General features: G+C 70.4%; 23 protein-coding genes and 1 pseudogene. 21 read left to right on the forward strand and 3 right to left on the reverse strand.

The features are described from left to right. The first annotated feature begins 41 nt into the window (after positions 1–41). On the forward strand, positions 42–1,529 hold the full coding sequence (locus BKN51_RS06370) for a beta-xylosidase (protein ID WP_101606730.1): 1,488 nt from the start codon (positions 42–44) through the stop codon (positions 1,527–1,529). On the opposite strand, the gene BKN51_RS06375 is transcribed toward BKN51_RS06370, so the two are convergent. After that, positions 1,484–1,939 carry a B-4DMT family transporter gene (locus BKN51_RS06375; protein WP_168214278.1) on the reverse strand — a complete coding sequence of 152 codons (456 nt, stop codon included), beginning with the start codon at positions 1,937–1,939 and terminating at the stop codon, positions 1,484–1,486. The genes BKN51_RS06370 and BKN51_RS06375 overlap by 46 nt on opposite strands. 196 nt (positions 1,940–2,135) lie before the next feature. On the opposite strand from BKN51_RS06375, the gene BKN51_RS06380 reads away from it, so the two are divergent. The 3 genes from BKN51_RS06380 to nusB are packed head-to-tail and all read left to right on the forward strand — an operon-like array spanning position 2,136 to position 4,293. Continuing rightward, positions 2,136–3,227, forward strand: a complete 1,092-nt coding sequence (locus tag BKN51_RS06380; protein ID WP_101606732.1) for a M24 family metallopeptidase — start codon at positions 2,136–2,138, stop codon at positions 3,225–3,227. Between the two features lie 38 nt (positions 3,228–3,265). Further along, positions 3,266–3,829, forward strand: coding sequence for an elongation factor P (gene efp, locus BKN51_RS06385; protein ID WP_101606733.1), 564 nt, complete (start codon positions 3,266–3,268; stop codon positions 3,827–3,829). Next, positions 3,829–4,293: a transcription antitermination factor NusB gene (gene nusB / locus BKN51_RS06390; protein WP_101606734.1), complete on the forward strand. Its 465-nt coding sequence runs from the start codon at positions 3,829–3,831 to the stop codon at positions 4,291–4,293. The genes efp and nusB overlap by 1 nt, the downstream gene beginning before the upstream one ends. A 216-nt stretch (positions 4,294–4,509) precedes the next feature. Here nusB and bldD read toward each other — a convergent pair whose 3' ends face one another. Continuing rightward, positions 4,510–4,998: a transcriptional regulator BldD gene (bldD, locus tag BKN51_RS06395; RefSeq protein ID WP_003096372.1), complete on the reverse strand. Its 489-nt coding sequence runs from the start codon at positions 4,996–4,998 to the stop codon at positions 4,510–4,512. A 259-nt stretch (positions 4,999–5,257) separates the two neighbouring features. Here bldD and pyrR point away from each other — a divergent pair, with 259 nt between their 5' ends. The 13 genes and pseudogenes from pyrR to BKN51_RS06460 all read left to right on the forward strand — a co-directional run bounded on the left by pyrR (position 5,258) and on the right by BKN51_RS06460 (position 20,076). Then, entirely contained in the window at positions 5,258–5,869 is a 612-nt protein-coding gene (gene pyrR, locus BKN51_RS06400; protein WP_005152376.1) for a bifunctional pyr operon transcriptional regulator/uracil phosphoribosyltransferase PyrR, read from the forward strand. Continuing rightward, positions 5,866–6,798 (forward strand): aspartate carbamoyltransferase catalytic subunit, encoded by a 933-nt coding sequence (locus BKN51_RS06405; protein ID WP_101606735.1) that lies wholly within the window; start codon positions 5,866–5,868, stop codon positions 6,796–6,798. The genes pyrR and BKN51_RS06405 overlap by 4 nt, the downstream gene beginning before the upstream one ends. Further along, positions 6,795–8,096, forward strand: a complete 1,302-nt coding sequence (locus BKN51_RS06410; RefSeq protein WP_101606736.1) for a dihydroorotase — start codon at positions 6,795–6,797, stop codon at positions 8,094–8,096. Before BKN51_RS06405 ends, BKN51_RS06410 begins: the two co-directional genes overlap by 4 nt. After that, positions 8,093–8,602: a PH-like domain-containing protein gene (locus BKN51_RS06415; RefSeq protein ID WP_101606737.1), complete on the forward strand. Its 510-nt coding sequence runs from the start codon at positions 8,093–8,095 to the stop codon at positions 8,600–8,602. The genes BKN51_RS06410 and BKN51_RS06415 overlap by 4 nt, the downstream gene beginning before the upstream one ends. Continuing rightward, positions 8,602–9,735, forward strand: a complete 1,134-nt coding sequence (gene carA, locus BKN51_RS06420; protein ID WP_101606738.1) for a glutamine-hydrolyzing carbamoyl-phosphate synthase small subunit — start codon at positions 8,602–8,604, stop codon at positions 9,733–9,735. Before BKN51_RS06415 ends, carA begins: the two co-directional genes overlap by 1 nt. Further along, positions 9,735–13,049: a carbamoyl-phosphate synthase large subunit gene (gene carB / locus BKN51_RS06425; RefSeq protein ID WP_101606739.1), complete on the forward strand. Its 3,315-nt coding sequence runs from the start codon at positions 9,735–9,737 to the stop codon at positions 13,047–13,049. The genes carA and carB overlap by 1 nt, the downstream gene beginning before the upstream one ends. Further along, a complete protein-coding gene (gene pyrF / locus BKN51_RS06430; protein WP_101606740.1) occupies positions 13,046–13,885 on the forward strand; it encodes an orotidine-5'-phosphate decarboxylase in 840 nt (279 codons plus the stop codon). The genes carB and pyrF overlap by 4 nt, the downstream gene beginning before the upstream one ends. A 107-nt stretch (positions 13,886–13,992) precedes the next feature. Then, the gene (gene mihF / locus BKN51_RS06435) at positions 13,993–14,310 is read left to right on the forward strand and encodes an integration host factor, actinobacterial type (protein WP_003096398.1); all 318 of its coding nucleotides are present in this window, start codon (positions 13,993–13,995) and stop codon (positions 14,308–14,310) included. Next, a pseudogene (gene gmk / locus BKN51_RS06440) lies at positions 14,307–14,964 on the forward strand (guanylate kinase). Before mihF ends, gmk begins: the two are co-directional and overlap by 4 nt. Continuing rightward, positions 14,961–15,230: a DNA-directed RNA polymerase subunit omega gene (rpoZ, locus tag BKN51_RS06445; protein ID WP_005152353.1), complete on the forward strand. Its 270-nt coding sequence runs from the start codon at positions 14,961–14,963 to the stop codon at positions 15,228–15,230. The pseudogene gmk and the gene rpoZ overlap by 4 nt, the downstream one beginning before the upstream one ends. Beyond that, positions 15,223–16,443 (forward strand): bifunctional phosphopantothenoylcysteine decarboxylase/phosphopantothenate--cysteine ligase CoaBC, encoded by a 1,221-nt coding sequence (coaBC, locus tag BKN51_RS06450; protein ID WP_168214279.1) that lies wholly within the window; start codon positions 15,223–15,225, stop codon positions 16,441–16,443. Before rpoZ ends, coaBC begins: the two co-directional genes overlap by 8 nt. Positions 16,444–16,539: 96 nt before the next feature. Then, positions 16,540–17,742: a methionine adenosyltransferase gene (gene metK, locus BKN51_RS06455; RefSeq protein ID WP_168214541.1), complete on the forward strand. Its 1,203-nt coding sequence runs from the start codon at positions 16,540–16,542 to the stop codon at positions 17,740–17,742. A 240-nt stretch (positions 17,743–17,982) separates the two neighbouring features. Further along, positions 17,983–20,076, forward strand: coding sequence for a primosomal protein N' (locus tag BKN51_RS06460; protein ID WP_101606742.1), 2,094 nt, complete (start codon positions 17,983–17,985; stop codon positions 20,074–20,076). A 77-nt stretch (positions 20,077–20,153) separates the two neighbouring features. On the opposite strand, the gene BKN51_RS06465 is transcribed toward BKN51_RS06460, so the two are convergent. Beyond that, positions 20,154–21,533, reverse strand: coding sequence for a hypothetical protein (locus tag BKN51_RS06465; RefSeq protein WP_168214280.1), 1,380 nt, complete (start codon positions 21,531–21,533; stop codon positions 20,154–20,156). A 97-nt stretch (positions 21,534–21,630) separates the two neighbouring features. Here BKN51_RS06465 and ggt point away from each other — a divergent pair, with 97 nt between their 5' ends. From ggt to BKN51_RS06485, 4 genes are all read left to right on the forward strand, one after another. Further along, positions 21,631–23,445 carry a gamma-glutamyltransferase gene (gene ggt / locus BKN51_RS06470; protein ID WP_101606744.1) on the forward strand — a complete coding sequence of 605 codons (1,815 nt, stop codon included), beginning with the start codon at positions 21,631–21,633 and terminating at the stop codon, positions 23,443–23,445. A gap of 250 nt (positions 23,446–23,695) precedes the next feature. Beyond that, positions 23,696–24,622 carry a methionyl-tRNA formyltransferase gene (gene fmt, locus BKN51_RS06475; RefSeq protein WP_101606745.1) on the forward strand — a complete coding sequence of 309 codons (927 nt, stop codon included), beginning with the start codon at positions 23,696–23,698 and terminating at the stop codon, positions 24,620–24,622. Then, the gene (locus BKN51_RS06480; RefSeq protein ID WP_101606746.1) at positions 24,619–26,058 is read left to right on the forward strand and encodes an RsmB/NOP family class I SAM-dependent RNA methyltransferase; all 1,440 of its coding nucleotides are present in this window, start codon (positions 24,619–24,621) and stop codon (positions 26,056–26,058) included. The genes fmt and BKN51_RS06480 overlap by 4 nt, the downstream gene beginning before the upstream one ends. After that, positions 26,055–26,555, forward strand: coding sequence for a flavoprotein (locus tag BKN51_RS06485; protein ID WP_101606747.1), 501 nt, complete (start codon positions 26,055–26,057; stop codon positions 26,553–26,555). The genes BKN51_RS06480 and BKN51_RS06485 overlap by 4 nt, the downstream gene beginning before the upstream one ends. Positions 26,556–26,609: the final 54 nt, after the last annotated feature.

The raw sequence follows: 26,609 nt of genomic DNA on the forward strand, positions 1-26,609 counted from the left end.
TCATGCGCCTTTTTCGTGGGGGTCGGCGACCCGCCCGTGTCGTGGTGGCCCTCCTCGCGGTCGGCGCGGTCCTCATGGCGTGCAGCGACGGCCACACGCAGTCCCAGGCCGACGGCAAGGGCGGCGGGATCGGCGGAGTCCAGCTGACGCCCGGTGAGAAGCCCCGGCCGATGGACGTCGAGCTCGCCACGGGCGACCCTCGCGCCGGCGGCGGAGTGGTCGCGGCCGGCGATCAGGACGCGGTCTACAACTACGGCCCGACCGTGATGCGGGACGGCGGCAAGCTCCGGATGTGGTGGTGCAGCCAGTACGGCAGCGCCCAGCCTCCCGGTGACGACGTCCTCTACGCGCAGTCGCCCTCGCTCGACGGTCCCTTCACCGGCCCGTCCGGCGGCGGCCCCGCTGCGGTGTTCTCCGGCGCGCCCGGCGGTTTCGACGGGATGCACACCTGCGATCCCTCGGTGATCAAGGTCGGCTCGACCTACTACATGTACTACACCGGCGCGGCGGGCGATCACGCGCTCGGCAACTCGATCGGGCTCGCCACCAGCCCCGACGGGCTCAAGTGGACCCGGGCGGCAGGCGGGCAGCCGATCATCGGCCCCTCGCACGACGTGCACCGCGCCAACAACGTCTACGGCGCTGGCCAGCCCTCGGCGGTGTACCTCGACGGCTGGTTCTACGTGCTCTTCACCGACACCACGGCCAAGGCCGCCGGGTGGAACGGCGCCGGGCAGTTCCTGCTGCGCGCCAAGGACGCGGCCTTCAGCCAGGGCGTGGAGACGCTGGGGGAGCAGGGCTTCGTGCCCAAGCCCAGCACGATCTCGCCGCGCACCCGCTCGCTGGTCGACGGGTTCAGCACCGATCTGATGTGGGTCGGCTCGCTCGACGCCTTCGTGATCGCGCACGAGACCGACACCGGCACCACGCTCACCTTCTGGACCAGGGATTTCAGCGCGCAGCCGTACCGGCCGGTGGTCATCCCCGGCGCGTGGAAGGAGGGTCCCGGCCTGGTCCGGCGGTCCGACGGGCACGCGCCGCTCTCCTCGGGCGACGTCTGCGACAGGGTCCCGTTCGACGTCGTCCGGGCCACGATCGTCGGCGGCGCGGGGGCGCCGACCGACCTCAAGCATTTCGGCCTGGACGTCCGCGGCTCGCGGGCCTGCGACGGCGACGCCCGGACCCGGACCGCGTTCGAAGGCGTCGCGATGCCTTCGCCTCAGCGGACCATCGACCTGGTCGCCGACGGCAAACTGGTACGGGTCGACCGGCGCTCGGTGGCGGCGGCGCTCGCGGGCGAGGTGCTGGACCAGCGGCTCAAGGTCGTCGAGAAGTTCCCGCAGGCCGCACGCCTGAGCGCCGGGGCGAAGATGGTGCGCGCGCCCGGTCGCGGGATCGGCGTGGTGCTCGACGGCAAGCTGTTCGCCGTGCCGGACGCCGGGGCCGCCGCGCTGAACGACTCGACCGTCGAGGAGATCAGCGATCAGGCCTGGGACGGCTTCCCGGCCGGTTTCCCGCTCGCGGGCTGATCTTCTTCTTCGTCGTCCCCGGTCTTGGTGATGCGGCCGCCGACGAACAGGCCGAGCCCGGCCGGGAGGAGCACCAGCAGGGCCGAGAAGGCGGCGCCGCCGGTGAGCGCGCCGGCGAGTTCCGAGGCGCCGGTCTGGTCGACGAACACCGCGCGCCCGATCACGTACAGCACGCCCGAGACCGGGCCCGCGATCAGCGCCGCGATGAACCAGTTCCGGCCGCTGTCGGGTTTGCCCCGCCAGGCGTCCACGGCGCTCCAGCCCGCCGCCGCGCCGACCAGGATCGCGAGGGCGAGGGAGGTGACGAGGGTCTTGTCGGTGGGGTTGAAGACCTCGTACTTGGCCAGCACGGTGACGGCCACGCCGTGCAGCAGCGCCATCACGAGTCCACGAGTCAGCCACGGTGCCATGGGGCGAGTTTAACTCGCGAGTAGCGACAGTCACCCCCACCCGCCAGTGGCGATGCTCTTGCTACCACCGTCGCGCGCCTCTTTTGGGCCGGAGGCCCACGGAAGCGGATTGCAGGGCGCCCTTTGACGGCCACGTGAGTTCCGAGCGGTCCGCGCCCTGCGAGACGTTTCCGTCAGCGCGCGACATAATAAGACAGTGCGTGAATACTTCTCTCGCCGCCGCGCGGCGCTGCGTTCCCTGCTGGCCGACTCCGGCGTGGACGCGCTGCTGGTCACGGACCTGCTCAACATCAGGTACCTGACCGGCTTCACCGGGTCCAACGCCGCTCTCCTCGTCCACGAGGGCGGTGACGACAAGACGATCTTCTGTACCGACGGCCGCTATACGGTCCAGTCGGCGACCGAGGTGCCCGACCTCGAGCGGGTGCTGGACCGCGCGAGCGCGGCCAAGCTCGCCGATCTGGCGGCCGAAAAAGACTTCGGCAAGACCGGGTTCGAGAGCCAGCACGTCAGTGTCGAGCAGCACGAGGACCTCAAGGTGCGCTTCGACCGCGTCCAGCTGGTCCGGACGCCCGGTCTCGTCGAGCAGTTGCGGCTGGTCAAGGACGAGCAGGAGATCGAGGCGCTGCGCCAGGCGTGCGCCGCGGCCGACAGGGCGCTGGAGGACCTCGTGTCCGCCGGTGGGCTGCGCCCGGGCCGCACCGAGCTCGACGTCGCCCGTGACCTGGAGAATCGCATGCTCGGCCACGGGTCGACAGGGCCTTCGTTCGACACGATCGTCGCGGCGGGCGTCAACTCCGCGATCCCGCACCACCGGCCGACCCCGGCCGTGCTCGCGACCGGCGACTTCGTCAAGATCGACTTCGGCGCCACGGTCGACGGTTACCACTCCGACATGACCCGCACCTTCGTGCTCGGCAAGCCCGCGGCGTGGCAGGAAGAGATCTACGAGCTGGTCCAGCGCGCGCAGGCGGCGGGCTGCGACGCCGTTCTTCCCGGCGCCGAAGTGTCCGAAGTGGACAAGGCGGCCCGTGGCGTGATCGTCGGCGCGGGGCGCGGCGAGGAGTTCGGCCACGGTCTCGGCCACGGGGTCGGACTGCAGGTGCACGAGGCGCCCAGCCTCGCCACCACCGGCGTCGGTACACTGTCCGCCGGTATGGCCGTCACCGTCGAACCTGGTGTGTATCTGCCCGGACGCGGAGGCGTGCGCATCGAGGACACGCTGGTCGTGCGGGAAGGTACGCCCGAACTCCTCACGCTGAGCACCAAGGAACTCGTGGTCGTCTGACGGCGGCCCGGAAGATCGACACAGGAGACTGCACACTCGTGGCCACCACCAACGACCTGAAGAACGGGCTCGTCCTCAACCTCGACGGCCAGCTCTGGACCGTCACCGCGTTCCAGCACGTCAAGCCGGGCAAGGGCGGCGCGTTCGTCCGCACCACGCTCAAGCACGTGCTGACCGGCAAGGTCGTCGACAAGACCTTCAACGCGGGAACGAAGGTCGAGACGGCCACCGTCGACCGCCGCAACATGACGTACCTGTACAAGGACGGCGCGGACTTCGTGTTCATGGACTCGGAGACCTACGACCAGATCACCGTGCTGGCCGAGACCGTCGCCGACAACGCGAACTACCTGCTCGAGAACTTCGAGGTCCAGGTCGCGGTGCACGAGGGCACGCCGCTGTACATCGAGCTGCCGACCTCGGTCGAGCTGATCGTCCAGCACACCGACCCCGGCCTGCAGGGCGACCGTTCCACCGGTGGCACCAAGCCGGCCACCCTGGAGACCGGCGCCGAGATCCAGGTGCCGCTGTTCCTCACCACCGGCGAGAAGATCAAGGTCGACACCCGTGACGGCCGCTACCTGGGCCGCGTCTCCAACTGATGGCCGGTTCAGACAAGTCAGCCAAGTCGCCGAACCGCGGTGGGCCGATCAGCCGACGGCAGGCGCGCAAGCGTGCCGTCGAGATGATGTACGAGGCCGCCCAGCGCGGTGCCGACGCCGTGACGCTGCTGGCGGACAGGGTCGGTTCGGTCGAGGTCGACCCGATCGCGGACTACACGATCTCGCTGGTCGAGGGCGTCACCGGGCGGAAGACCCAGATCGACGAGCTGCTCTCGGAGCACGCTCAGGGCTGGACGCTGGACCGGATGCCGCCGGTGGACCTGGCGGTGCTGCGGGTCGGTGTCTACGAGCTGCTGTGGGCCACGGACGTGCCGGACCCGGTCGCCATCGACGAGGCCGTCGGGCTGGCGAAGGAGCTGTCGACCGACGACTCGCCGCGGTTCGTGAACGGCGTGCTCGGCCGCATCGGCACGATCGCCGACAGGCTGCGCGCTGTTCTCTGATCGCGCTGCCGCGATCGTGCTGCCAGGGCGCTCTTCAGCGTTGACTCTCACGTCAGGCTGGAGGGCGCCCTGTCATCACGATCGCGGGGCCTGCCGGCCAAAAGGCGCGACTCCAAAAGATCAAAGGACCTCGGTCACCTTCGCCTCGGTAGCGTTTCCCTTGGTCACCTTGATGGTGCAACGTTTCCGGCCCCCCGACCGAAAACGTCCTCACCTCTAGTCCTCTTTGGACGGTCGAGCCTCGGGCGGCAGCACACCCCAGTCGATCAGCTGCTCGGTGAGTTCACCGGGGGTCATGTCGTAGATGATCGCCAGTGAACGCAGGTCCTCGGTGCGGATGGAGAGCACCTTGCCGTTGTAGTCGCCGCGCTGGCTCTGGATGGTGGCCGCGTAGCGGGCGAGCGGTCCGACCTTCTCCGCCGGGAGCTGCTGTAGGCGCTCCAGGTTTATGACGATCTTCGTGGCTGGCTCGGCACCCGACGGCACCCGGCCCTCCGGCAGCAGTTCCACCACCGGCACGCCGTAGAAATCGGCCAGCTCGGCGAGCTTCTGCACGGTGACGGCGCGGTCGCCGCGCTCGTACGAGCCGACGACGACGGCCTTCCAGCGGCCTCCGGACTTCTGCTCGACCCCGTGCAGGGACAGGCCCTGCTGCTGGCGGATCCCCCGGAGCTTGGCCCCGAGCGCCTTGGCGTAATCGCCCATCTGGTGGTTCTCCGTTTCCTCACCCCCAACCGGTCGAAGTGACCGGTCCAGGGGACTCTAGAGTCGAATACTCAGAGTAATGGTTACGCATAGTTGTCACCAGGTCAAGCGGGTGCTTTCGAGAGGCGTTCGTCACCTGGGGCGCGCCACCCATAAGACTGAGGTCCCGCTCCTGCTAGTGTCGATTCGATTTCCTCGCCACGCAGGAAGTCGACGTCCTTTAAGGACCCGTCCAGAGAGGCGGGGAAGGAGGTCCGCCTTGTCGTCACGTCCCCGTGGCGCGGCGGAACCGGCGGGAGAGCGCGAGCTGCTCTCGTCCGGGGATGTCGCGCGCACGATCGCCCGAATGGCCCACCAGGTCATCGAGAAGACCGCTCTCGGTGCCGGTGGCTCGACTCCGCCCGTGTTGCTGGGCATCCCCACCCGGGGTACCCCGCTCGCTCTGCGGCTCGCGGACAAGATCGCCGAGTTCTCCGGCATCCGTCCGCCGACCGGCGCGCTGGACATCACGCTCTACCGTGATGATCTCCGCCGCCGCCCGCCCCGCGCGCTCGAACATTCGCAGCTGCCGCCGACCGGTATCGACGACGCGGTGGTGATCCTGGTCGACGACGTGCTGTTCTCCGGCCGCACCGTCCGCGCCGCCCTCGACGCCCTGCGCGACCACGGCCGCCCGCGCGCGGTCCAGCTGGCCGTGCTGGTCGACCGCGGCCATCGCGAACTGCCGATCCGCGCCGACTACGTGGGCAAGAACGTGCCCACCTCGCGTGCCGAGGGGATCGAGGTCCTGCTGTCCGAAGTGGACGGACGGGACTCGGTGCTGCTCCGGTCGTTGAATGAGAGCGCTTCACCAGAAGGAGACCGATCGTGAAGCACCTGCTCGCCACCGACGGGCTCGACCCGGCGCTCGCGACAGCCGTGCTGGACACCGCCGAAGAGCTCAAGCACACCCTGCTGGGCCGCGAGGTCCGGAAACTGCCGACGTTGCGCGGCCGCACCGTCATCACGTTGTTCTACGAGAACTCGACCCGCACCCGCGTCTCGTTCGAGATCGCGGGGAAGTGGATGAGCGCCGACGTGATCAACGTCTCCGCGTCCAGTTCCTCGGTCAACAAGGGCGAATCACTGCGGGACACCGCGCTGACGCTGGCCGCGGCGGGCGCCGACTGCGTGATCATCCGGCACCCCGCATCCGGTGCGGCACAGCGGCTTTCGGGCTGGCTCGCCGAAGCGGGAACGGCGGTCGTCAACGCGGGTGACGGTACTCACGAGCATCCGACGCAGGCGCTGCTCGACGCGGCGACCCTGCGGGAGCGGCTCGGCTCGCTGGAGGGCCGCCGGATCGCCATCGTCGGCGACGTCCTGCACAGCCGGGTCGCGCGGTCGAACATCCACCTGCTGTCCTCGCTGGGCGCCGAGGTGGTGCTCGTCGCGCCGCCGACCCTGCTGCCCGCCGGGGTGGAAAGCCTCCCGGTCACGGTGTCGCACGAATTCGACGCCGAACTGCCCGCGGTCGACGCGGTCATGATGTTGCGAGTGCAGGCCGAGCGCATGCATGGGGGCTTCTTCCCCTCGGCGCGTGAGTACTCGATCGCGTACGGCCTCAACGAACGACGGATGAAACTCCTGCCCGAGCACGCCGTCGTCCTGCACCCCGGTCCGATGCTGCGCGGGATGGAGATCGCCTCGGCGGTCGCCGACTCCCCGGCCTCGGCCATCACCGAACAGGTCCGCAACGGCGTCCACGTGCGCATGGCGGTCCTCTACCACCTGCTCGCCAGCGAAGGAGCCGCCGCGTGACCACCGTCCTGATCAAGGGCGCCCGACCCTACGGCGAGGGCGACCCGGTCGACGTACTCGTCGAGGACGGGGTCATCACCGACATCGGTGCCCTGGACGTCCCCGAAGACACCTCAGACGCCGAAGTGATCGACGCGGGCGGCCAGGTGCTGCTCCCCGGTTTCGTCGACCTGCACACTCACCTGCGTGAACCCGGCCGCGAGGACACCGAGACCATCGCCACCGGTTCGGCCGCGGCCGCGCTCGGCGGCTACACCGCGGTGTTCGCCATGGCCAACACCGATCCGGTGGCCGACAACGCGGTGATCGTGGACCACGTGTGGCGCCGCGGCCAGGAGGCCGGGCTGGTCGACGTGCACCCGGTCGGCGCGGTCACCGTGGGCCTCAAGGGCGAGAGGCTCGCCGAACTGGGCACCATGGCGAAGTCCGAAGCCCAGGTGAAGGTCTTCTCCGACGACGGCCTGTGTGTCGCGGACCCGTTGCTGATGCGCCGCGCGCTGGAGTACTCGACGGCGCTCGGTGTGGTCATCGCCCAGCACGCCGAGGAGCCCCGGCTGACCGTCGGCGCGCAGGCGCACGAAGGCGAGCACTCCGCGCGCCTGGGCTACACCGGCTGGCCCGCTTCGGCGGAGGAGTCGATCGTCGCCCGCGACTGCCTGCTCGCCCGGCACGCGAACGCGCGGTTGCACGTCTGCCACGTCTCGACCTCGGGCACGGCCGACATCCTGAAGTGGGCCAAGGAGCGTGGCACCAAGGTTTCGGCCGAGGTCACCCCGCACCACCTCCTGCTGACCGACGAGCGGCTCGCCACCTACGACCCGGTCAACAAGGTCAACCCGCCGCTGCGCACCGGGTCCGACGCCGAGAAGCTGCGCGCCGCGCTGGCCGAGGGCGTCATCGACTGCGTCGCCACCGACCACGCGCCGCACGCGGTCCAGGACAAGGACTGCGAGTGGAACTCCGCGCGCCCCGGCATGCTCGGTCTCCAGACCGCGCTGTCGATCGTGGTCGAGACCATGGTCCGCACCGGCCTGCTGGACTGGCGGGGCGTCGCGCGCGTGATGAGCGAGCGGCCCGCCGAGATCGGGAACCTGTCCGACCACGGCCGTCCGATCGAGGTCGGCGAACCGGCCAACCTGACACTGGTGGACCCGGACACCGAATGGACCGTGCGGGGCGCCGAGTTCGCGAGTATCGCGGCGAACACCCCGTACGAAGGAATGCGGCTCCCCGGCGTGGTGACGGCGACGTTGCTGCGCGGGCGGATCACCGCGCGGGAAGGGAAGATCACCCCATGAGCGACCGGATCCTGCTGACCCTGGCGGTCTTCGCCTTCTTCCTCGTCTGCGTCCTCCTGATGTGGCGCGGCTGGCGGCGGAAGTCCCGCGCGCAGAGCGTCCAGGTGCCGCCGTTCGCCGAGATCCCGGCGGAGCCCGGCGACGCGCTGATCGAGTCGACCGGCGTCTACATCAGCACGACGACGGCGGGGCACTGGCAAGAGCGGGTCGTCACCCGCGGCGCGGGCCTGCGCACCGGCGCGGTCTGGCGCCTGCACGCCGACGGCATCGCCATCGAACGCGGCGGCGCCCCGGACTTCTGGATCCCGCGCGCGTCGGTCACCGGCGTCCGCAAGGACAAGGGCATGGCCGGGAAGGTGATGGGCATCGACGCGCTGCTCGTCGTCACCTGGCTCGCCGGTGACGTCGCACTGGACACCGGATTCCGCGGCGACGACGTCGACGACTATCCACAGTGGATCGAAGCTTTGCAAGACACTCGCAACGACATCAAGGGAGGTGCCTGATGAGCACCACGAACGGTTCCAGGACCCCCGCCGCGCTGGTCCTGGAGGACGGCCGCGTGTTCCGCGGCTCCGCGTACGGCGCCCGTGGGCGGAGCCTGGGCGAGGCGGTGTTCTGCACCGGCATGACCGGCTACCAGGAGACGCTGACCGACCCCTCCTACCACCGGCAGATCGTGGTCCAGACCGCGCCGCAGATCGGCAACACCGGCTGGAACGACGAGGACGACGAGTCCTCGCGCATCTGGGTTTCCGGCTACGTCGTCCGAGACCCCGCGCGCACCCCGTCCAACTGGCGCTCGAAGCGAACGCTGGACGAGGAACTGGAGCGCCAGGGCGTCGTCGGGATCTCCGAAGTGGACACCCGCACGCTGACCCGGCACCTGCGCGAGCAGGGCGCCATGCGGTCCGGCGTCTTCTCGGGTGACGCGTTGGGCAGCGACGAGCAGATGCTCGCCGAGGTGCAGGGCAGCCCGCAGATGAAGGGCGCCGACCTCGCCGGCGAGGTCAGCACCAAGCAGGCATACGTGGTCGAGGCGCAGGGCGAGCGGAAGTTCCGCGTGGCCGCGCTGGACCTGGGCATCAAGTCCAACACCCCGCGCATGATGGCCGCGCGCGGCATCGAGGTGCACGTGCTGCCCTCGTCGTCCACTGTGGACGAACTGCTCGCGGTCGAGGCGGACGGCGTGTTCCTGTCCAACGGCCCGGGCGACCCGGCGACCACCGCGCACGCGACCGAGCTGACGAAAGCGGTGCTGCAGCGGGAAATCCCGCTGTTCGGCATCTGCTTCGGCAACCAGATCCTCGGCCGCGCGCTGGGACTGGGCACCTACAAGATGCGCTACGGCCACCGCGGGATCAACATCCCGGTGATCGACGTGGCGACGAAACGGGTCGCGATCACCGCGCAGAACCACGGATTCGCCCTCGAAGGCGAGCCGGGACAGCGGTTCGAGACGCCGTTCGGCGCCGCGCAGATCTCGCACTACTGCCCGAACGACGACACCGTCGAAGGTGTCCGCGCGTTCGACGTCCCCGCGTTCTCGGTGCAGTACCACCCCGAGGCCGCCGCCGGCCCGCACGACGCGGCCCCCCTGTTCGATGAGTTCGTCGCTTTGATGGAGAAGGCCAAGTAATGCCGAAGAGGACAGACATCCAGCACGTGCTGGTGATCGGCTCCGGGCCGATCGTGATCGGCCAGGCGGCGGAGTTCGACTACTCCGGCACCCAGGCCTGCCGCGTACTCCGCGAAGAGGGACTGCGCGTCTCGCTGGTGAACTCGAACCCGGCGACCATCATGACCGACCCCGAGTTCGCCGACGCGACCTACATCGAGCCGGTCACGCCGGACTTCGTCGAGAAGGTCATCGCCGAGGAGCGCCCCGACGCGATCCTCGCGACGCTGGGCGGGCAGACGGCGCTGAACTGCGCTGTCGCCCTGCACGACCGCGGTGTCCTGGAGAAGTACGGCGTCGAGCTGATCGGTGCCGACATCGACGCCATCCAGCGCGGCGAGGACCGGCAGAAGTTCAAGAACATCGTCGCCGACATCGGCGCCGAGACCCCGCGCAGCCGCGTCTGCACCACGATGGACGAGGTCCGCGCGACCGTCGCCGAGGTCGGCCTCCCGGTCGTCATCCGGCCGTCGTTCACCATGGGCGGGCTCGGCTCGGGCATGGCGCACACCGACGAGGAGCTGGAGCGGCTCGCTTCCACCGGTCTCGACGAGTCGCCGGTCACCGAGGTGCTCATCGAGGAGAGCGTCCTCGGCTGGAAGGAGTTCGAACTCGAGCTCATGCGCGACCGGCACGACAACGTGGTGGTCGTCTGCTCGATCGAGAACATCGACGCGATGGGCGTGCACACCGGCGACTCGGTCACCGTCGCGCCCGCGATGACCCTGACCGACCGCGAGTACCAGCACATGCGCGACGTCGGCATCGACGTGCTGCGCGCGGTCGGTGTCGACACCGGCGGCTGCAACATCCAGTTCGCGATCAACCCGGCCGACGGCCGCATGGTCGTCATCGAGATGAACCCGCGCGTCTCCCGGTCGAGCGCGCTGGCGTCGAAGGCCACCGGCTTCCCGATTGCCAAGATCGCCGCGAAGCTCGCCATCGGCTACACGCTCGACGAGATCCGCAACGACATCACCGGCGAGACCCCGGCGGCCTTCGAGCCGACCCTGGACTACGTCGTGGTGAAGGTGCCGCGGTTCGCCTTCGAGAAGTTCCCCGGCGCGGACCCCACGCTGACCACGACGATGAAGAGCGTCGGCGAGGCGATGTCGTTCGGCCGCAGCTTCCCCGAGGCGCTCGGCAAGGCCCTGCGGTCCATCGACACCAAGGCCACCGGTTTCTGGACCCGCCCCGATCCCGAAGGCGCGACGCTGGAGTCCATTTTGGACGCCCTGCGCACGCCGCACGACGGCCGGATCTACGAGGTCGAGCGGGCGCTGCGGTTCGGCGGCACCGTCGAGCAGATCCACGAGGCTTCGGGCATCGACCCGTGGTTCATCGACCAGATCGCCCTCATCGGCGAGGTCGGTTCCGAGGTCCGTGACGCCCAGGTGCTCGACGAGCCGCTGCTGCGCCGCGCCAAGCGCACCGGCCTCTCCGACCGCCAGATCGCCGCGCTGCGGCCTGAACTGGCGGGTGAGGACGGCGTCCGCGCGCTGCGCCGCCGTCTCGGCGTGCGGCCGGTGTACAAGACCGTCGACACCTGCGCGGCCGAGTTCGCGGCCAAGACGCCGTACCACTACTCGGCCTACGAGACCGACCCCGCGGCGCAGTCGGAGATCACCGCGCAGACCGAGAAGCCGAAGGTCCTGATCCTCGGTTCCGGGCCGAACCGCATCGGGCAGGGCATCGAGTTCGACTACTCGTGCGTGCACGCCGCGATCGCCCTGCGCGAGGCCGGTTTCGAAGCGGTCATGGTCAACTGCAACCCCGAGACCGTCTCCACCGACTACGACACCTCGGACAGGCTCTACTTCGAGCCGCTCTCGTTCGAGGACGTCCTGGAAGTGGTCAACGCCGAGCAGGAGTCGGGCACCGTCGCCGGGGTCATCGTGCAGCTGGGCGGCCAGACGCCGCTTTCGCTCGCGAAGCGCCTCGCCGACGCCGGCGTGCCCGTGATCGGCACCTCCCCGGACGCGATCCACCTCGCCGAGGACCGCGGCGCGTTCGGCGAGGTCCTCACCGACGCCGGGCTGCCCGCGCCGAAGTACGGCACGGCGACCTCGTTCGAGGGCGCCAAGCGGATCGCCGACAAGATCGGCTACCCGGTCCTGGTGCGGCCGTCCTACGTACTGGGCGGACGCGGCATGGAGATCGTCTACGACGAGGAGTCGCTCGCCGGCTACATCCACCGCGCCACCGAGGTCACCCCCGAGCACCCGGTGCTGGTGGACCGCTTCCTCGACGACGCCATCGAGATCGACGTCGACGCGCTGTTCGACGGCGACGACCTCTTCCTCGGCGGCGTCATGGAGCACATCGAGGAGGCCGGGATCCACTCCGGCGACTCCTCCTGCGCGCTGCCGCCGATCACGCTGGGCCGGACCGACATCGAGACGGTGCGCCGGTCGACCGAGGCCATCGCGCGCGGCGTCGGCGTCCGCGGGCTCCTGAACGTCCAGTACGCGCTCAAGGACGACGTCCTGTACGTCCTGGAGGCCAACCCGCGCGCCTCGCGGACGGTGCCGTTCGTGTCGAAGGCGACCGCGGTGCCGCTGGCCAAGGCCGCGGCGCTGATCATGACCGGCTCGTCGATCAAGGACCTGCGCGAGTCCGGCGTCCTCCCGGCCGAGGGTGACGGGGGCCGCATGCCCGCCGATTCGCCGGTCGCGGTCAAGGAGGCGGTCCTGCCGTTCCACCGCTTCCGCACCCCCGAGGGCCACGGTGTCGACTCGCTGCTCGGCCCGGAGATGAAGTCGACCGGCGAGGTCATGGGCGTCGACGTCTCCTTCGGGAAGGCGTTCGCCAAGTCCCAGGCCGGGGCCTACGGTTCGCTGCCGACGTCGGGCAAGGTGTTCGTCTCCGTCGCCAACCGCGACAAGCGCTCGCTGGTGTTCCCGGTGAAGCGGCTGGCGGACCTCGGGTTCGAGATCCTCGCCACCTCGGGTACGGCGGAAGTGTTGCGGCGCAACGGGATCGCCTGCACCGTCGTGCGCAAGCACTACGAAGGTTCCGCCGAAGGCGAGCAGAACGTCGTGGATGTCATCCTCAGCGGCGAAGTGCAGATGGTGATCAACACTCCTTACGGGAACAGCGGTCCGCGCATCGACGGCTACGAAATCCGTACCGCCGCGGTGTCGCGCGACATCCCCTGCATCACCACGGTGCAGGGTGCCGCGGCGGCCGTGCACGGGATAGAGGCCGTCATCAAGGGCGACATCGGCGTCCGCTCGCTGCAGAGCCTTCAGGCGGCGCTGAAGGCCAAGGCATGAGCGAGCGGTTCGGGGCGAGGCTGGCGCGGGCGGTCGCGGAGAAGGGGCCGCTCTGCGCCGGGATCGACCCCCATCCCGGGTTGCTCCAGGCGTGGGGTCTTCCCGCGGACGCGGGCGGTTTGGAGAAGTTCGCCCTCACGGCCGCTGAGACGATCGCGCCCGAGGTCGCGGTGATCAAGCCCCAGTCGGCCTTTTTCGAGGCCTACGGGCCTCCTGGGGTCGCTGTTCTGGCCAAGACGATGAAGGTGTGCCGGGAAGCGGGCGCGCTCGTCCTGCTGGACGTCAAGCGCGGCGACATCGGCTCCACGATGGCGGCGTACACGGCGGCCTTCCTGCCGTCCGGGGCGGAACTCGAGGCCGACGCCATAACGGTGTCCCCATACCTCGGCTTCGGCTCGCTGGCCCCCGCGCTCGACGTTGCGCAGGCGCAAGGCAAGGGGCTGTTCGTCCTCGCGCGGACCTCCAACCCGGAGGCGCAGGGATTGCAGAACGCCTTGCTGCCCAACGGAAAGACCGTCGCGCAGGACATCGTCGACACGGCGGCCGCGTACAACGCCGGTGCCGGGCCGTTGGGTGACATCGGTGTCGTCGTCGGTGCCACCATCGCGCCGGGAGAGCTCGATCTGAGCAAGCTGAACGGTCCCGTGCTGGCACCCGGTTTCGGGGCTCAGGGGGCCACTCCGGCCGATTTGCGGGCACTTTTCGGCCCCGGACTGCCGGGTGTGCTCCCGGCGTCTTCCCGCGACGTGCTCAAGCACGGACCGGATCCCGAAGCGTTGCGTGCGGCCGTTCGGAGGACACGGGATTCCCTCGGTTCCCTGGAAAACGGCCAATAGCAGGCCCGGGAATCCGTCATGACCAGCCACCCCCGCATTGTGGGCCGAGGTAACGGGTGGGTACCGTCGCCACACCCACCCAGATTTGAGAACTACCGGAGGAAAACGTGGCACTTCCCCAGCTGACAGAGGAACAGCGCGCTGCGGCGCTGGAGAAGGCCGCCGCCGCCCGCCGCATCCGTGCTGAGCTGAAGGAGCGGCTGAAGCGGGGCGGTACCACTCTGGTCGACGTGTTGAAGCAGGCCGAGGAGAACGAAGTCCTCGGCAAGATGAAGGTCTCGGCTCTGCTCGAGGCTCTTCCGGGCGTCGGCAAGGTCCGTGCCCAGCAGACCATGGAACGACTGGAGATCGCACCCAGCCGTCGTCTTCGCGGCCTCGGCGACCGGCAGCGCAAGGCGCTGCTGGCCGAATTCAGCGGCGAGTGAGCGGCACCGGTCAGGACCACCCGGTGATCCCGGGCGCTGACCGCGGCGGTGAGCCGGTGGCGGGAGTTTCTTCCCGGCACCGGCTCACGGTCGTATCAGGGCCTTCGGGGGTCGGGAAGTCGAGCGTGGCGGGGGAGCTGCGCAAGCTGGATCCGGAGATCTATTTCAGCGTCTCGGTGACCACCAGGAAGCCGAGGCCGGGTGAGGTGGACGGCGAGCACTACCACTTCATCGACCGCGCCGAGTTCGACCGCATGGTCGCCGCGGGCGAGCTGCTGGAGCACGCCGAGTTCACCGGCAACTGCTACGGCACCCCGCGTGAGCCCGTCGAGCGGGCTTTGGCCGCCGGGCGCAACGCCGTGCTGGAGATCGAACTCCAGGGCGCGCGGCAGGTCCGCAAGGCGATGCCGGAGGCGCGGCTGGTGATGCTGATGCCGCCGTCGTGGGACGAACTGGTCGGCAGGCTGACCGGCCGCGGCACCGAGAACGAGGCCGCGGTGAAGGCCAGGCTGACCGAGGCCGAGCGCGAACTCGCCGCCGCCGGGGAGTTCGACGAGCGCGTCGTCAACGCCGACGTGCGAGACGCCGCCGAGCAGTTGCTAAACTTGATAACCGGCGACCAGTAACACCGAAGATTCGGAGCACCACGAGTGACGACTCAGGCCACGCTGCACGAAGAGCTCGAAGGCATCACCAACCCGCCCATCGACGACCTCCTCGAGAAGGTCAGCTCGAAGTACGCGCTGGTGATCTACTCGGCCAAGCGCGCTCGCCAGATCAACGACTACTACGCCCAGCTGGGCGAGGGCCTGCTGGAGTACGTCGGCCCGCTGGTCGAGCCGGGCCCGCGCGAGAAGCCGCTGTCCATCGCCCTGCGCGAGATCCACGGTGGCCTGCTCGAGCACACCGAGGGTGAGTAAACCCAAGGTCGTCCTGGGCGTAGGCGGCGGGATCGCCGCTTACAAGGCCTGTGAGGTCCTGCGCGGACTGACCGAATCCGGTCACGACGTCCGCGTGGTCCCCACCGAAGCCGCGCTGAACTTCGTCGGCGCGGCCACCTTCGAGGCACTGTCCGGGAACCCGGTGCACACCGGCGTCTTCACCGAAGTGCCCGAGGTCCAGCACGTCCGCGTCGGCAAGGAAGCCGATCTGGTGATCGTCGTGCCCGCCACGGCGAACCTGCTCGCCAAGGCCGCGCACGGCATCGCGGACGACCTGCTGACGAACACCCTGCTCACCGCCCGGTGCCCGGTCGCCTTCTTCCCGGCGATGCACACCGAGATGTGGGAGCACCCGGCCACCCGCGACAACGTGGCGCTGCTGCGCTCGCGCGGCCTGGTCGTCGCCGAACCCGCCGCGGGCAGGCTGACCGGCAAGGACACCGGCAAGGGACGGCTCGCCGACCCGGCCGAGATCGTCGACCTGGCCCGGCTCCTGCTCGCCGTGCCGGACGCCCTCCCGCGCGACCTCGAAGGCGTGCGCGTGGCGATTTCCGCGGGCGGCACCCGCGAGCCGCTCGACCCGGTCCGCTATCTGGGCAACCGTTCGTCGGGCAAACAGGGCTACGCGCTGGCCCGCGTCGCCGCCCAGCGCGGCGCCGAGGTCACCCTGGTCACCGCGCACACCATCGCGCTGCCGGATCCGGCGGGCGCGAAGGTCGTCCACGTGTCCACCGCCGAGGAACTGCGCCAGGCGATGCACGCCGAGGCCACGTCCGCCGACGTCGTCGTGATGGCCGCCGCCGTCGCCGATTTCCGGCCGTCGAACCGGGCCGAACACAAGATCAAGAAGTCCGACGATTCGCCGGACCCGGTCGTCGAACTGGCCCGGAACGCGGACATCCTGGCCGAACTGGTGCGCAACCGGATCGACGGCCAGCTGGTCGTGGGATTCGCCGCGGAAACCGGCGACGACAAGGGCGGCGTCCTCGACCACGCCCGGGTCAAGCTGAAGCGCAAGGGCGCGGACCTGCTGGTGGTGAACGCCGTCGGCGAGGGAAAGGCGTTCGGGACCGAGGACAACTCGGGCTGGCTGCTCGGGGCGGACGGGACCGAGATCCCGATCCCGCTCGGCGCCAAGGCCGAGCTGGCGTCCACATTGTGGGACGCTGTTGTGACCTTGATGAAGCGTTGAGAGGCCCTCCACCGATAGTCAGTAGGCTTGAGCATCAAGCTGGGGGTGCCTAACTTTGTGGGCACCAGACGTCTAGGTGAGGGAGTGACGGCCACCGTGACCGCGTCCACGAGCAGACTGTTCACATCGGAATCGGTGACTGAGGGTCATCCCGACAAAATCTGTGATGCCATCAGCGATTCGATCTTGGACGGCTTGCTGGCCAAGGACCCGCGCAGCCGGGTCGCGGTCGAAACGCTCATCACCACCGGACAGGTGCACGTCGCCGGTGAGGTGACCACCGAGGCCTACGCGGACATCCCGACCATCGTCCGCGACGTGATCCTGAAGATCGGCTACGACTCTTCGGCCAAGGGCTTCGACGGCAACTCGTGTGGCGTCAACGTCGCGATCGGCTCGCAGTCGCCCGACATCGCGCAGGGTGTCGACACCGCGTACGAGTCCCGCGTCGAGTCCGACGAGGACGAGATCAACCGCCAGGGTGCCGGCGACCAGGGCCTGATGTTCGGCTACGCCTGCTCGGACACCCCCGAGCTGATGCCGCTGCCGATCGCGCTGGCGCACCGGCTCTCGCAGCGGCTGACCCGGGTCCGCAAGGACGGCGTGCTGCCGTACCTGCGCCCGGACGGCAAGACCCAGGTCACCATCGAGTACGCCGGCGACCAGCCGGTGCGGCTCGACACGGTGGTCGTGTCCACCCAGCACGCGGACGGCATCGACCTGGAGCAGATGCTCGGCGTCGACGTCCGCGAGCACGTGGTCGCCCCGGAGCTCGCCGAACTCGGTCTCGACACCTCCAACGTGCGGCTGCTGGTCAACCCGACCGGCCGCTTCGTCATCGGCGGCCCGATGGGTGACGCGGGCCTGACCGGCCGCAAGATCATCGTCGACACCTACGGCGGCATGGCCCGTCACGGTGGCGGCGCGTTCTCGGGCAAGGACCCGTCCAAGGTCGACCGCTCGGCCGCGTACGCGATGCGCTGGGTGGCGAAGAACGTCATCGCCGCCGGTCTCGCCACGCGCGCCGAGGTCCAGGTCGCGTACGCGATCGGCAAGGCGGCCCCGGTGGGTCTCTTCGTCGAGACGTTCGGCACCGAGACGGTCGACCCGTCGAAGATCCAGAGCGCCATCACGCAGGTCTTCGACCTGCGCCCGGCCGCGATCATCCGCGACCTCGACCTGCTTCGCCCGATCTACGCGCCGACGGCCGCGTACGGCCACTTCGGCCGTCCCGAGCTGGGCCTCCCGTGGGAGAGCACGGCGCGGGCCGCGGACCTGAAGTCGGCCGCGGGCGCCTGATCGCTTCGGTCCGTGGAGGCCTCCTTGCCTACCTTGAGGGTAGGGAAGGAGGCCTCCACTACGTCTCCGGCCTGGGCGGTACCGGAGCTACATGAAGGGGTCCTTCACGCGGCTCAGCAGCGAGACGCGTCCAGCACCGCGTGCAATGAACGGGACTTTCATTGCAAATTTTGCAATGAAAGTCCCGTTCATTGCACGCGGTGACTGGCGTGTCCGAGCGAGTCTGGTAGAGATCACCGGGTGAGCAGCAGTTCCGAACCGACCCCTCTGTGGGACCTTCCGGAGCCTCCGAAGGCCGAGCCGGCGCGGAAGGCCAAACCGTCCCGCGCGAAAACCGCCAGCCGCCGCGGAGCGCAGAACCCCGCGCCCGAGAACCCGGTCGCGCGGATCGTCGTGGACATCCCGCTCACGCATCTCGACCGGACCTTCGACTACCGGATCCCCGAAAAGCTGCACGAGACCGCGGTGCCCGGCTGCCGGGTGCGCGTCCGGTTCGCGGGTCAGCTCGTCGACGGGTATCTCGTCGAGCGCGCCGACACGACGGAGTTCACCGGAAAGCTCGCGTACATCGACAGGGTGACGTCCAGCGAGGCCGTCCTGCCCCCGGCGTTGCACACGCTCTGCCGGTCGGTCGCGGACCGGTACGGCGGCACGCTCAGCGACGTCCTGCGGCTTGCGATCCCGTCGAGGCACGCGAAAGTCGAGGGCGAGCCGTCCGCCGAGCCCGCGCCGACGCCGGAGGCGCCCGAAACCACCGCCTGGGAGAAGTACCAGAGCGGTCCGGCGTTCCTGGAGGCCGTCGCGGAACGGCGCCCGGCCAACGCCGTCTGGCAGGCCTTGCCGGGGGAGGACTGGCCGCGACGGCTCGCCGAAGCCGCCGCGGTGGCGGCCGCGGCCGGACGCGGTGTCGTGATGGTCGTTCCCGACCACCGTGATCTCACGCGGCTGCACGACGCCTGTTCCCAGCTGATGGGAGCCGATGCCGTGGTCGCGCTGATCGCCGGGCTGGGCCCCGCCGAGCGGTACCGCCGCTGGCTCGCGGTGCTGCGCGGCGCGGTGCGCGTCGTCGTCGGCACCCGCGCGGCGATGTTCGCGCCGGTCGCCGATCCCGGCCTGTTCGTGGTGTGGGACGACGGCGACGACGTCCACCTCGACCAGCACGCGCCGTATCCGCACGTCCGCGACGTGCTGATGGACCGCGCGCACGCCGCGAAGGGGTCGATGCTCGTCGCCGGTTTCGCGCGGACCGCGGAGGCGCAGTTCCTGGTGGAGTCGGGCTGGGCGCAGCCGCTCCTGGCGGCCCGTCCCGAACTGCGGGCGGCCGCGCCGCGGGTCACGCCGGTCGGCGAGGACTTCGACGTCGCCCGGGACGAAGCGGCGAAGGCGGCACGGCTCCCGTCGGTCGCTTTCGAGGCGGCACGACAGTCGTTGGCGGGCGGATTCCCCGTCCTGGTCCAGGTTCCGCGTCGCGGGTACGTTCCGGGGCTCGCCTGCGGCAACTGCCGGACGTCCGCGCACTGCCGTCGCTGCGCGGGCCCGCTTTCCTTACCGGGCGGGCTGATCGACGGCGCGCCGAGGCCGCCCGCCTGCCGGTGGTGCGGTGTCCCCGAGACGAACTTCCATTGCGCCGCTTGCGGTTCCGTCCGCCTGCGGGCGGTCGTCGTCGGTTCCAAGCGGACCGCGGAGGAACTGGGCCGCGCGTTCTCCGGATTCCCGGTGCGGACCTCGGGCGCGACGGAGGTTTTGGCGTCGGTGCCCGGAAAACCGGCGCTGATCGTGTGCACGCCCGGGGCCGAGCCGGTCGCGGAAGGCGGTTACGGCGCGGCGCTCCTGCTGGACGGCTGGGCGTTGCTGGGGCGGCAGGATCTGCGCGCGGGGGAGGAGACCCTGCGCCGCTGGATGGCGGCCGCGGCCCTGGTGCGGCCGGGGACCGAAGGCGGTCGTGTGTTCGTCGGCGCGGAAGCGGGTCTCTCGGTCGTGCAGGCGCTGGTGCGCTGGGACCCGGGCTGGCACGCGAGCCTGGAACTGGCCGAGCGGCGCGAACTCGGCTTCCCGCCCGCGATGCGGATGGCGAGTATCGAAGGCACCCCGGACGCGGTCGCCGGGTTGCTCGACGACCTCCCCTTGCCGGAGACGGGCGAAGTGCTGGGCCCGGTGCCGCTCGGCGAAGTCGACGAGGACGGCAACGCCGAACGTGAGCGTGCACTGGTCCGCGTCGCGCGCCCGGACGGGAAGGCGCTCGCCGCCGCCGTCCACGCCGCCGCCGCGCGACGGGACGCGCGCAAGGCCCCCGAACCCATCCGGATCCAGCTCGACCCGCTCGAACTCATCTAGCCCTCCACCCGCGTTTCGTCCTCTAGTTGCGGTAGTTCGACGCTGAACCACCGCAACTAGAGGACGAATTGCCTGGGCTAGAGGGTCGTGCCGGGGGTCGCGAGGACGTCGGCGCGGGGCGAAGCGCCCGGAGCAGGCGTAGCGGGCTTCGTGGCGGAGCCGCCGAGGGCGGCCGTGAGCAGGGAGACGATCTGCGACGAGATCGCCGCCCGCCGCGCCTCGAAATCGGCGTCGGTCAGGGCCGCCGGATCGGCCGGAGTGCCGAGCACGGGAGTGTGCAGATGTCCACCGGCGATCCCGGTCAGGCCGAGTCCCGTCCGCAACCGGTTACTTCTGAACATGGACTCGTTCGAAAGATAATTTCCGCCGCCGCCGGAAGCCGCGATCTCGCCGGGCTTCGGCGCGTCCGTCCGGCAAACGGCCGTTCCGGTTCCCGGCAGGCCACTGTCCGGCCAGACGCAGAACGCCTGGTTGTACAAGACCTGGTACGCCCCGGCGGGCGCGGCGAGCATCTTTTCGTACGGCAGCGTGGTTTCGATGAACTGGGCGTCCGGCTGCGGCCAGCCGGCGGCGGGCGGGACCGGGCCGCGGACGGGCTCGTCGAGGTTGTCCGGCGAACCACCGCGCCAGGCACCGGCCCAGCGCTCGATGTCGAACCGGCCGGGACGGCCCTGGCTGATCGTCATGATCAGTTCCGGACGGCGGAAGCGGTCCTTGAAGGCCTTGCCGTACGCCGCCTCGACGATCCCGGCGTCGAAGTAGCTCCACACCACCGGGAACGACACGGCCTGCACCAGCGCGGGACCGGTCGGCGTCGGGATCACCTTGCCGTCCAGGTGCAGCGCCGCCGCCCCCGACGGGTTCGCGATGCGGACGCCCGCGCCGTTGAGGGTGAACGGGTCGAATCCGCTCACCAGCACCCGGCGCAGCTTCGGACCGGCGGGGAAGCGGGAGTCGTCGAGGCCGCGGGCGCCGACGTCGAACGTCTTCAGCAGGTCCGCCCGGGCGGGGGCCGACAGCGGGAAGCGCGGCGTCCACTGGCGCAGCGCCTTGCTCATCTGCAGGCGCGCCCAGTACAGGGGCCGGTCGTCGGCCTTGTCGATGCCGCCGAGATCGGGACGGCGGCCCTGCGCGCGGTCGACGGCTGTCCGCCAGAGCCCGTCACCGGCGGTCTCCGCGAGCTTCTCCGCGCGCGAAGCGGTCTTCGTCGCGCAGAGGCGCGTCGTGAATTCGGAGACGAGCTTGTCGAATCCGGCGAGCCGGACGAGTTCCGGGCCGACCGCGGGGCCGCCCGAGGGCATCGTCGCGGTCAGCCGCTTCTCCTCGACGGTGATCGCCGCCGAGTCGTCGAAGCAGCCACGTGCGCTTTCGGCTTGCGCGACGCCGGGGACCGCGAGGACGGGGAGAGCGACGAGCAGCGGCAGGAGCGCGCTCCATCGCTTGCCGGGAGTCTTCATGGACCGCATTCTGCTCATCCGGGCAGGGCCGCACTACCGACGTTCGCAGGTCTGGACGGGTCTTGTCCGGGGTGGACAGGCGAGGCAGACTCGCGCCATGGCCGCGCACAGAAGCACTCCGGTACGCATCACCGCAGTCACCGCGATAGCCGCCCTGGTCGGTGTCGCCGCACCGGGGATCGCCTCGGCGGGTCCACCGACGCCGCCGAAATCGCCGGTCGCCGTCGGCTACCTGGGAGCCGTCTCGAGTATCGACGTCGACGCGACCGCGATCGGCACGAAGATCCTGCGCGAGGGCGGCAACGCCGTCGACGCGGCCGTCGCGACCGCCGCCGCGCTGGGCGTCACCGACCCCTTCTCCGCCGGTGTCGGCGGTGGCGGCTTCTTCGTCTACTACGACGCGCGCAGCGGCAAGGTCCACACCCTCGACGGCCGTGAGACCGCGCCGTCGTCGGCGAACGAGAACCTCTTCGTCGAGAACGGCAAGGCGGTCCCGTTCGCCGAGGCCGTCACCAGCGGGTTGAGCGTCGGGGTGCCCGGCACGCCCGCCACCTGGCAGGAAGCCCTGCGCAAATGGGGGACCAGGTCGCTGGCGAAGGCGGTCAAACCCGCCGAAGAACTGGCTCGCAAGGGTTTCACCGTCGATCAGACCTTCAATACCCAGATCTCCAACAACGCCGCCCGCTTCTCGGCGTTCCCGTCCACCCGGTCGCTGTACCTGCCCGGCGGGGCGCCGCCCGCGGTCGGCACGACGTTCAAGAATCCGGACCTCGCGGGCACGTACGCGCAACTCGCCGCGAAGGGCACCGACGCGCTCTATCGCGGGCCGATCGGCGCGGACGTCGTCGACACCGTGCGGAAACCGCCGGTCGACCCGGCCTCGGCGCTGAACGTGCGGCCCGGTGACCTGACCGCGGCCGACCTCGCCAAGTACCGCGTCGTCGAGCGGAAGCCGACCAAGACCGAGTACCGGGGACTCGACGTCTACGGCATGCCCGCGCCGTCGTCCGGCGGGCTGACCGTCGGCGAGGCGCTGAACATCCTCGAGAACAAGAAGCTGAGCAAGCTGGAGAAGGCCGACTACCTGCACTACTTCCTCGAGTCGACCCGCTACGCCTTCGCCGACCGCAACCGGTGGATCGGCGACCCGGCCTTCGTGGACGTCCCGGCGAAGGAACTGATCAGCCAGAAGTTCGCCGACAGCCGCGCGTGCCTGATCGACCCCGCGAAGGCCGGGACGAGCCCGGTCGCGCCCGCCGACCCGCGCAAGCCGGTGCCGTGTGTCGCGGGGACGAACTCCGCGCCGACGCCGTACGAGGGTGAGAACACCACACACCTCACGGTCGCCGACCGGTGGGGCAACGTCGTCGCCTACACGCTGACCATCGAGCAGGAGGGCGGCAGCGGCATCGTCGTGCCGGGCCGCGGGTTCCTGCTCAACAACGAACTGACCGACTTCTCCTTCACCCCGGTGACGCCGGGCGTGCCCGACCCGAACCTGCCGGGCCCGGCCAAGCGGCCGCGGTCTTCGATGGCGCCGACCATCGTGCTCGACCACGGCAAGCCACTGCTCGCGGTCGGTTCACCCGGTGGGGCGTCGATCATCACCACCGTGCTGCAGATCCTCACCGGCCGGATCGACCGCGGCCTGAAGCTGGTCGACGCGATCGCCGAGCCGCGCGCGTCGCAGCGGAACTCGGCGGCCGCGCAGGTCGAGCAGTCGTTCCTCGACCAGGCCGACGTGCTCGCGATCCTGAAGGGCAAGCAGCAGGGCTTCTCGACGGCGCCCGCGGAGATCGGGGCCGCGACCGGCGTCGAACGGCTGCGGGACGGCCGGTGGCTCGCCGCCGCCGAACCGACCCGGCGGGGTGGCGGCTCGGCGGCCGTCGTGCTGCCCTGGCCACGCGGGTAGGGACCGACGACGCTGCCAAAGCGACCGGCAGTATGTCTCCCGGGAGCGCGTCAGCGCGACGGGAGACTTCACCGTCGCGCGCCTCTTTCGGCCGGAGGCCACGGAAACATTTTGCAGGGCGCCCTCCGTGCTCGGGGTGACGTGACAGCGGTGCCGCGCCCTGCGGAATGTTTCCGTCAGCGCGCGACATAGACTTCAGGGCGATGTTCGCCCAGTCAGAGGTACCCGTCCCCCCGGTGGAGGTGCGTTGATGCGCCTCGTCTTCGCCGGTACCCCAGAACCCGCCGTCCCGTCGCTGCGCGCGCTCCTCGCGTCCGAGCAGCACGAGGTCGTCGCCGTCGTGACCCGTCCGGACGCCCAGGCGGGCCGTGGCCGTCGCGTCGTCCGGTCCCCGATCGGCGCGCTGGCCGACGAGCACGGGATCGAGGTGCTGACCCCGCCGAAGGCGAGCGACCCCGCGTTCCTCGCCCGGCTCGCGGAGATCGCCCCCGACGCGTGCCCCGTCGTCGCGTACGGGGCGCTGCTGCCCCAGGCCGCGCTGGACATCCCGGAGCACGGCTGGGTCAACCTGCACTTCTCGCTGCTGCCCGCGTGGCGTGGCGCCGCGCCGGTCCAGGCCGCGATCCGCGCCGGGGACGAGATCACCGGCGCCTCGACGTTCCGGATCGTCAAGGAACTCGACGCGGGCCCCGTCTACGGGGTGATCACCGAGCAGATCGCCGCCACCGACACCGCCGGGGAGCTTCTCGGCAGGTTGTCGGAGACCGGGGCGAAGCTGCTCGTGTCCACGATGGACGGAATCGCCGACGGCACGCTGCGCGCGGTCGAGCAGACCGGGGACGGCGTGAGCTACGCGCCCAAGGTGACCGTCGAGGACGCGCGCGTCTCGTTCGCCGACCCGGGCACGGCCGTCGACAGGCAGATCCGCGCGGTCAGTCCGGAACCGGGCGCGTGGGCGGAGTTCCGGGGCGAGCGGCTGAAGCTCGGCCCGGTGACGGTCGTCGACGAGCCGGGGCCCCCGCCCGGCGAAATGGTCGTGGAGCGCAAGCGGGTCCTGGTCGGCACGGCGTCGAAACCGGTGCGGCTGGGTGAAGTGCAGGCGCAGGGGAAGAAGCGGATGGCGGCCACCGACTGGGCGCGCGGTACAAGGATCGAACAAGGAGAGCGCCTGCAGTGAACGAGCGTAGGGAACGCCGGCCGTCGAGGCCGGAGCGCGGCCGTCCGGGCCCGCGTAAGGAAGGGCCCAGCCGCCCGCCGCAGATCGACCCGGCCCGCCAGGTCGCCTTCGACGTGCTGCGCGCCGTCCGTGAAGAGGACGCGTACGCGAACTTGGTGCTGCCGCAACTGCTGCGCAACCGCCGGATCTCCGGCCGGGACGCCGCGCTGGCCACCGAACTGACCTACGGCACCTGCCGCGCGGTCGGCATGCTGGACGCCGTCATCGAGGCCTGCCTCGTCGACCGCCCACTGGCCAAGGTCGACGCCGTGGTGCTGGACGGCCTGCGGCTCGGCGCGTACCAGCTGTTGCGCACCCGCATTCCCGAGCACGCCGCCGTCGGGTCCACTGTGGACCTCGTTCGCGCCGAAGTCGGTTCCTGGATCGCGGGTTTCGTCAACGCCGTGCTGCGCTCGGTGTCCGAAAAGGACGAAGAGACCTGGCTCGACGAGCTGGCTCCGGACGAGGCCGTCGATTCGATCGGTGCCTACGCGCTGCGGACCGCGCACCCGCGCTGGGTCGCCCGTTCCTTCGCGGAAGCGCTGGGGGACAAGGGAGCCGAGCTGAAGGCGGCCCTGGAGGCCGACGACGAGCGCCCCGACGTGCACCTGGTCGCCCGCCCCGGCGAGATCAGCGCCGACGAGCTGGCCGCCATCACCGGCGGCGACGTCGCGCCGTACTCGCCCTACGGCGTCCGGATGCCCGCGGGCTCCGGTGACCCCGGCGATGTCGAGCCGATCAAGGAAAAGCTGGCCGCGGTCCAGGACGAGGGCAGCCAGCTGTGCGCCGTCGCCGTCACCAAGGTCCCGCTCACCGGTTCCGACGAGCGCTGGCTGGACCTGTGCGCCGGGCCGGGCGGCAAGGCCGCGCTGCTGGGCGCGCTCGCGTCGATCAGCGGCGCGACCGTGGACGCCGTCGAGAAGGCGCCGCACCGCGCGAAGCTGATCGAGAACGCCGTCCAGGGGCTTCCGGTGACCATCCACGTCGCCGACGGCCGCGAGACCGACCTCGAACCGGGCTACGACCGCGTGCTGGTCGACGCGCCGTGCAGCGGGCTCGGCTCGCTGCGCCGCCGTCCGGAGGCGCGCTGGCGCCGCCAGCCCAGCGACATCTCGGACCTGACGAAACTGCAGGGCCAGCTGATCACCGCGGCGCTGGACCTGGTCCGCCCCGGCGGCATCGTCACCTACGTCGTCTGCTCGCCGCATCTGGCCGAGACCGAAGGCGTCGTGGGGGAGACCGCGCGCCGCGCCGGCGCCGAGATCGTGGACGCGCGGCCGTTCTTCCCGGACGTCCCGCAGCTCGGCAACGGCCCGTACGTCCAGCTGTGGCCGCACCGCCACGGCACCGACGCGATGTTCTGCGCCGTCCTGCGGAAGCCGGAAACCGCCGGGTGACCAGGGTCCTCGGCCTGGTCGCGAGCTCGTGCGGCGGACTGGACACCCGGTTCGCCGCGCAGCTCGCGAAACCGGCCGCGGACTGCGGCTGGGAGCTCGCGATCACGCTGACCCCCACCGCCGCCCGCTGGCTGGAGAAGACCGGCGGGATCGGTGACCTGGAGAAGGTCACCGATCTGCCGGTCCGCAGCACCTCCCGGCTGCCGGGCGAACCCCGGCCGCATCCGGACCCCTCGGTGTTCCTGTTCGCGCCCGCGTCCGCGAACTCCGTGGCGAAACTGGCGCTGGGCATCGCCGACAACCAGGCGCTGACGCTGCTCGGCGACGTCCTCGGCACGCCGGGGATCACGATCGTCCTGGGGTATCAGATCCAGGACACGCGGGTGCACCATCCGGCGTGGCGACACCATCTCGACACGCTCGCCTCCGCCGGTGTCACCACCGCGAGGCTCACTCCGGACGAGCCCTGGACTTCCGTGCTGGACCTGCTCCCTTAGCCCTAGCGGGTGCGGGGCACCTAGCTCGAGGTGGTCGTGAGTGGCGATTAGCGT

The organism is Amycolatopsis sp. BJA-103 (assembly GCF_002849735.1).
Classification (GTDB): Bacteria; Actinomycetota; Actinomycetes; order Mycobacteriales; family Pseudonocardiaceae; genus Amycolatopsis.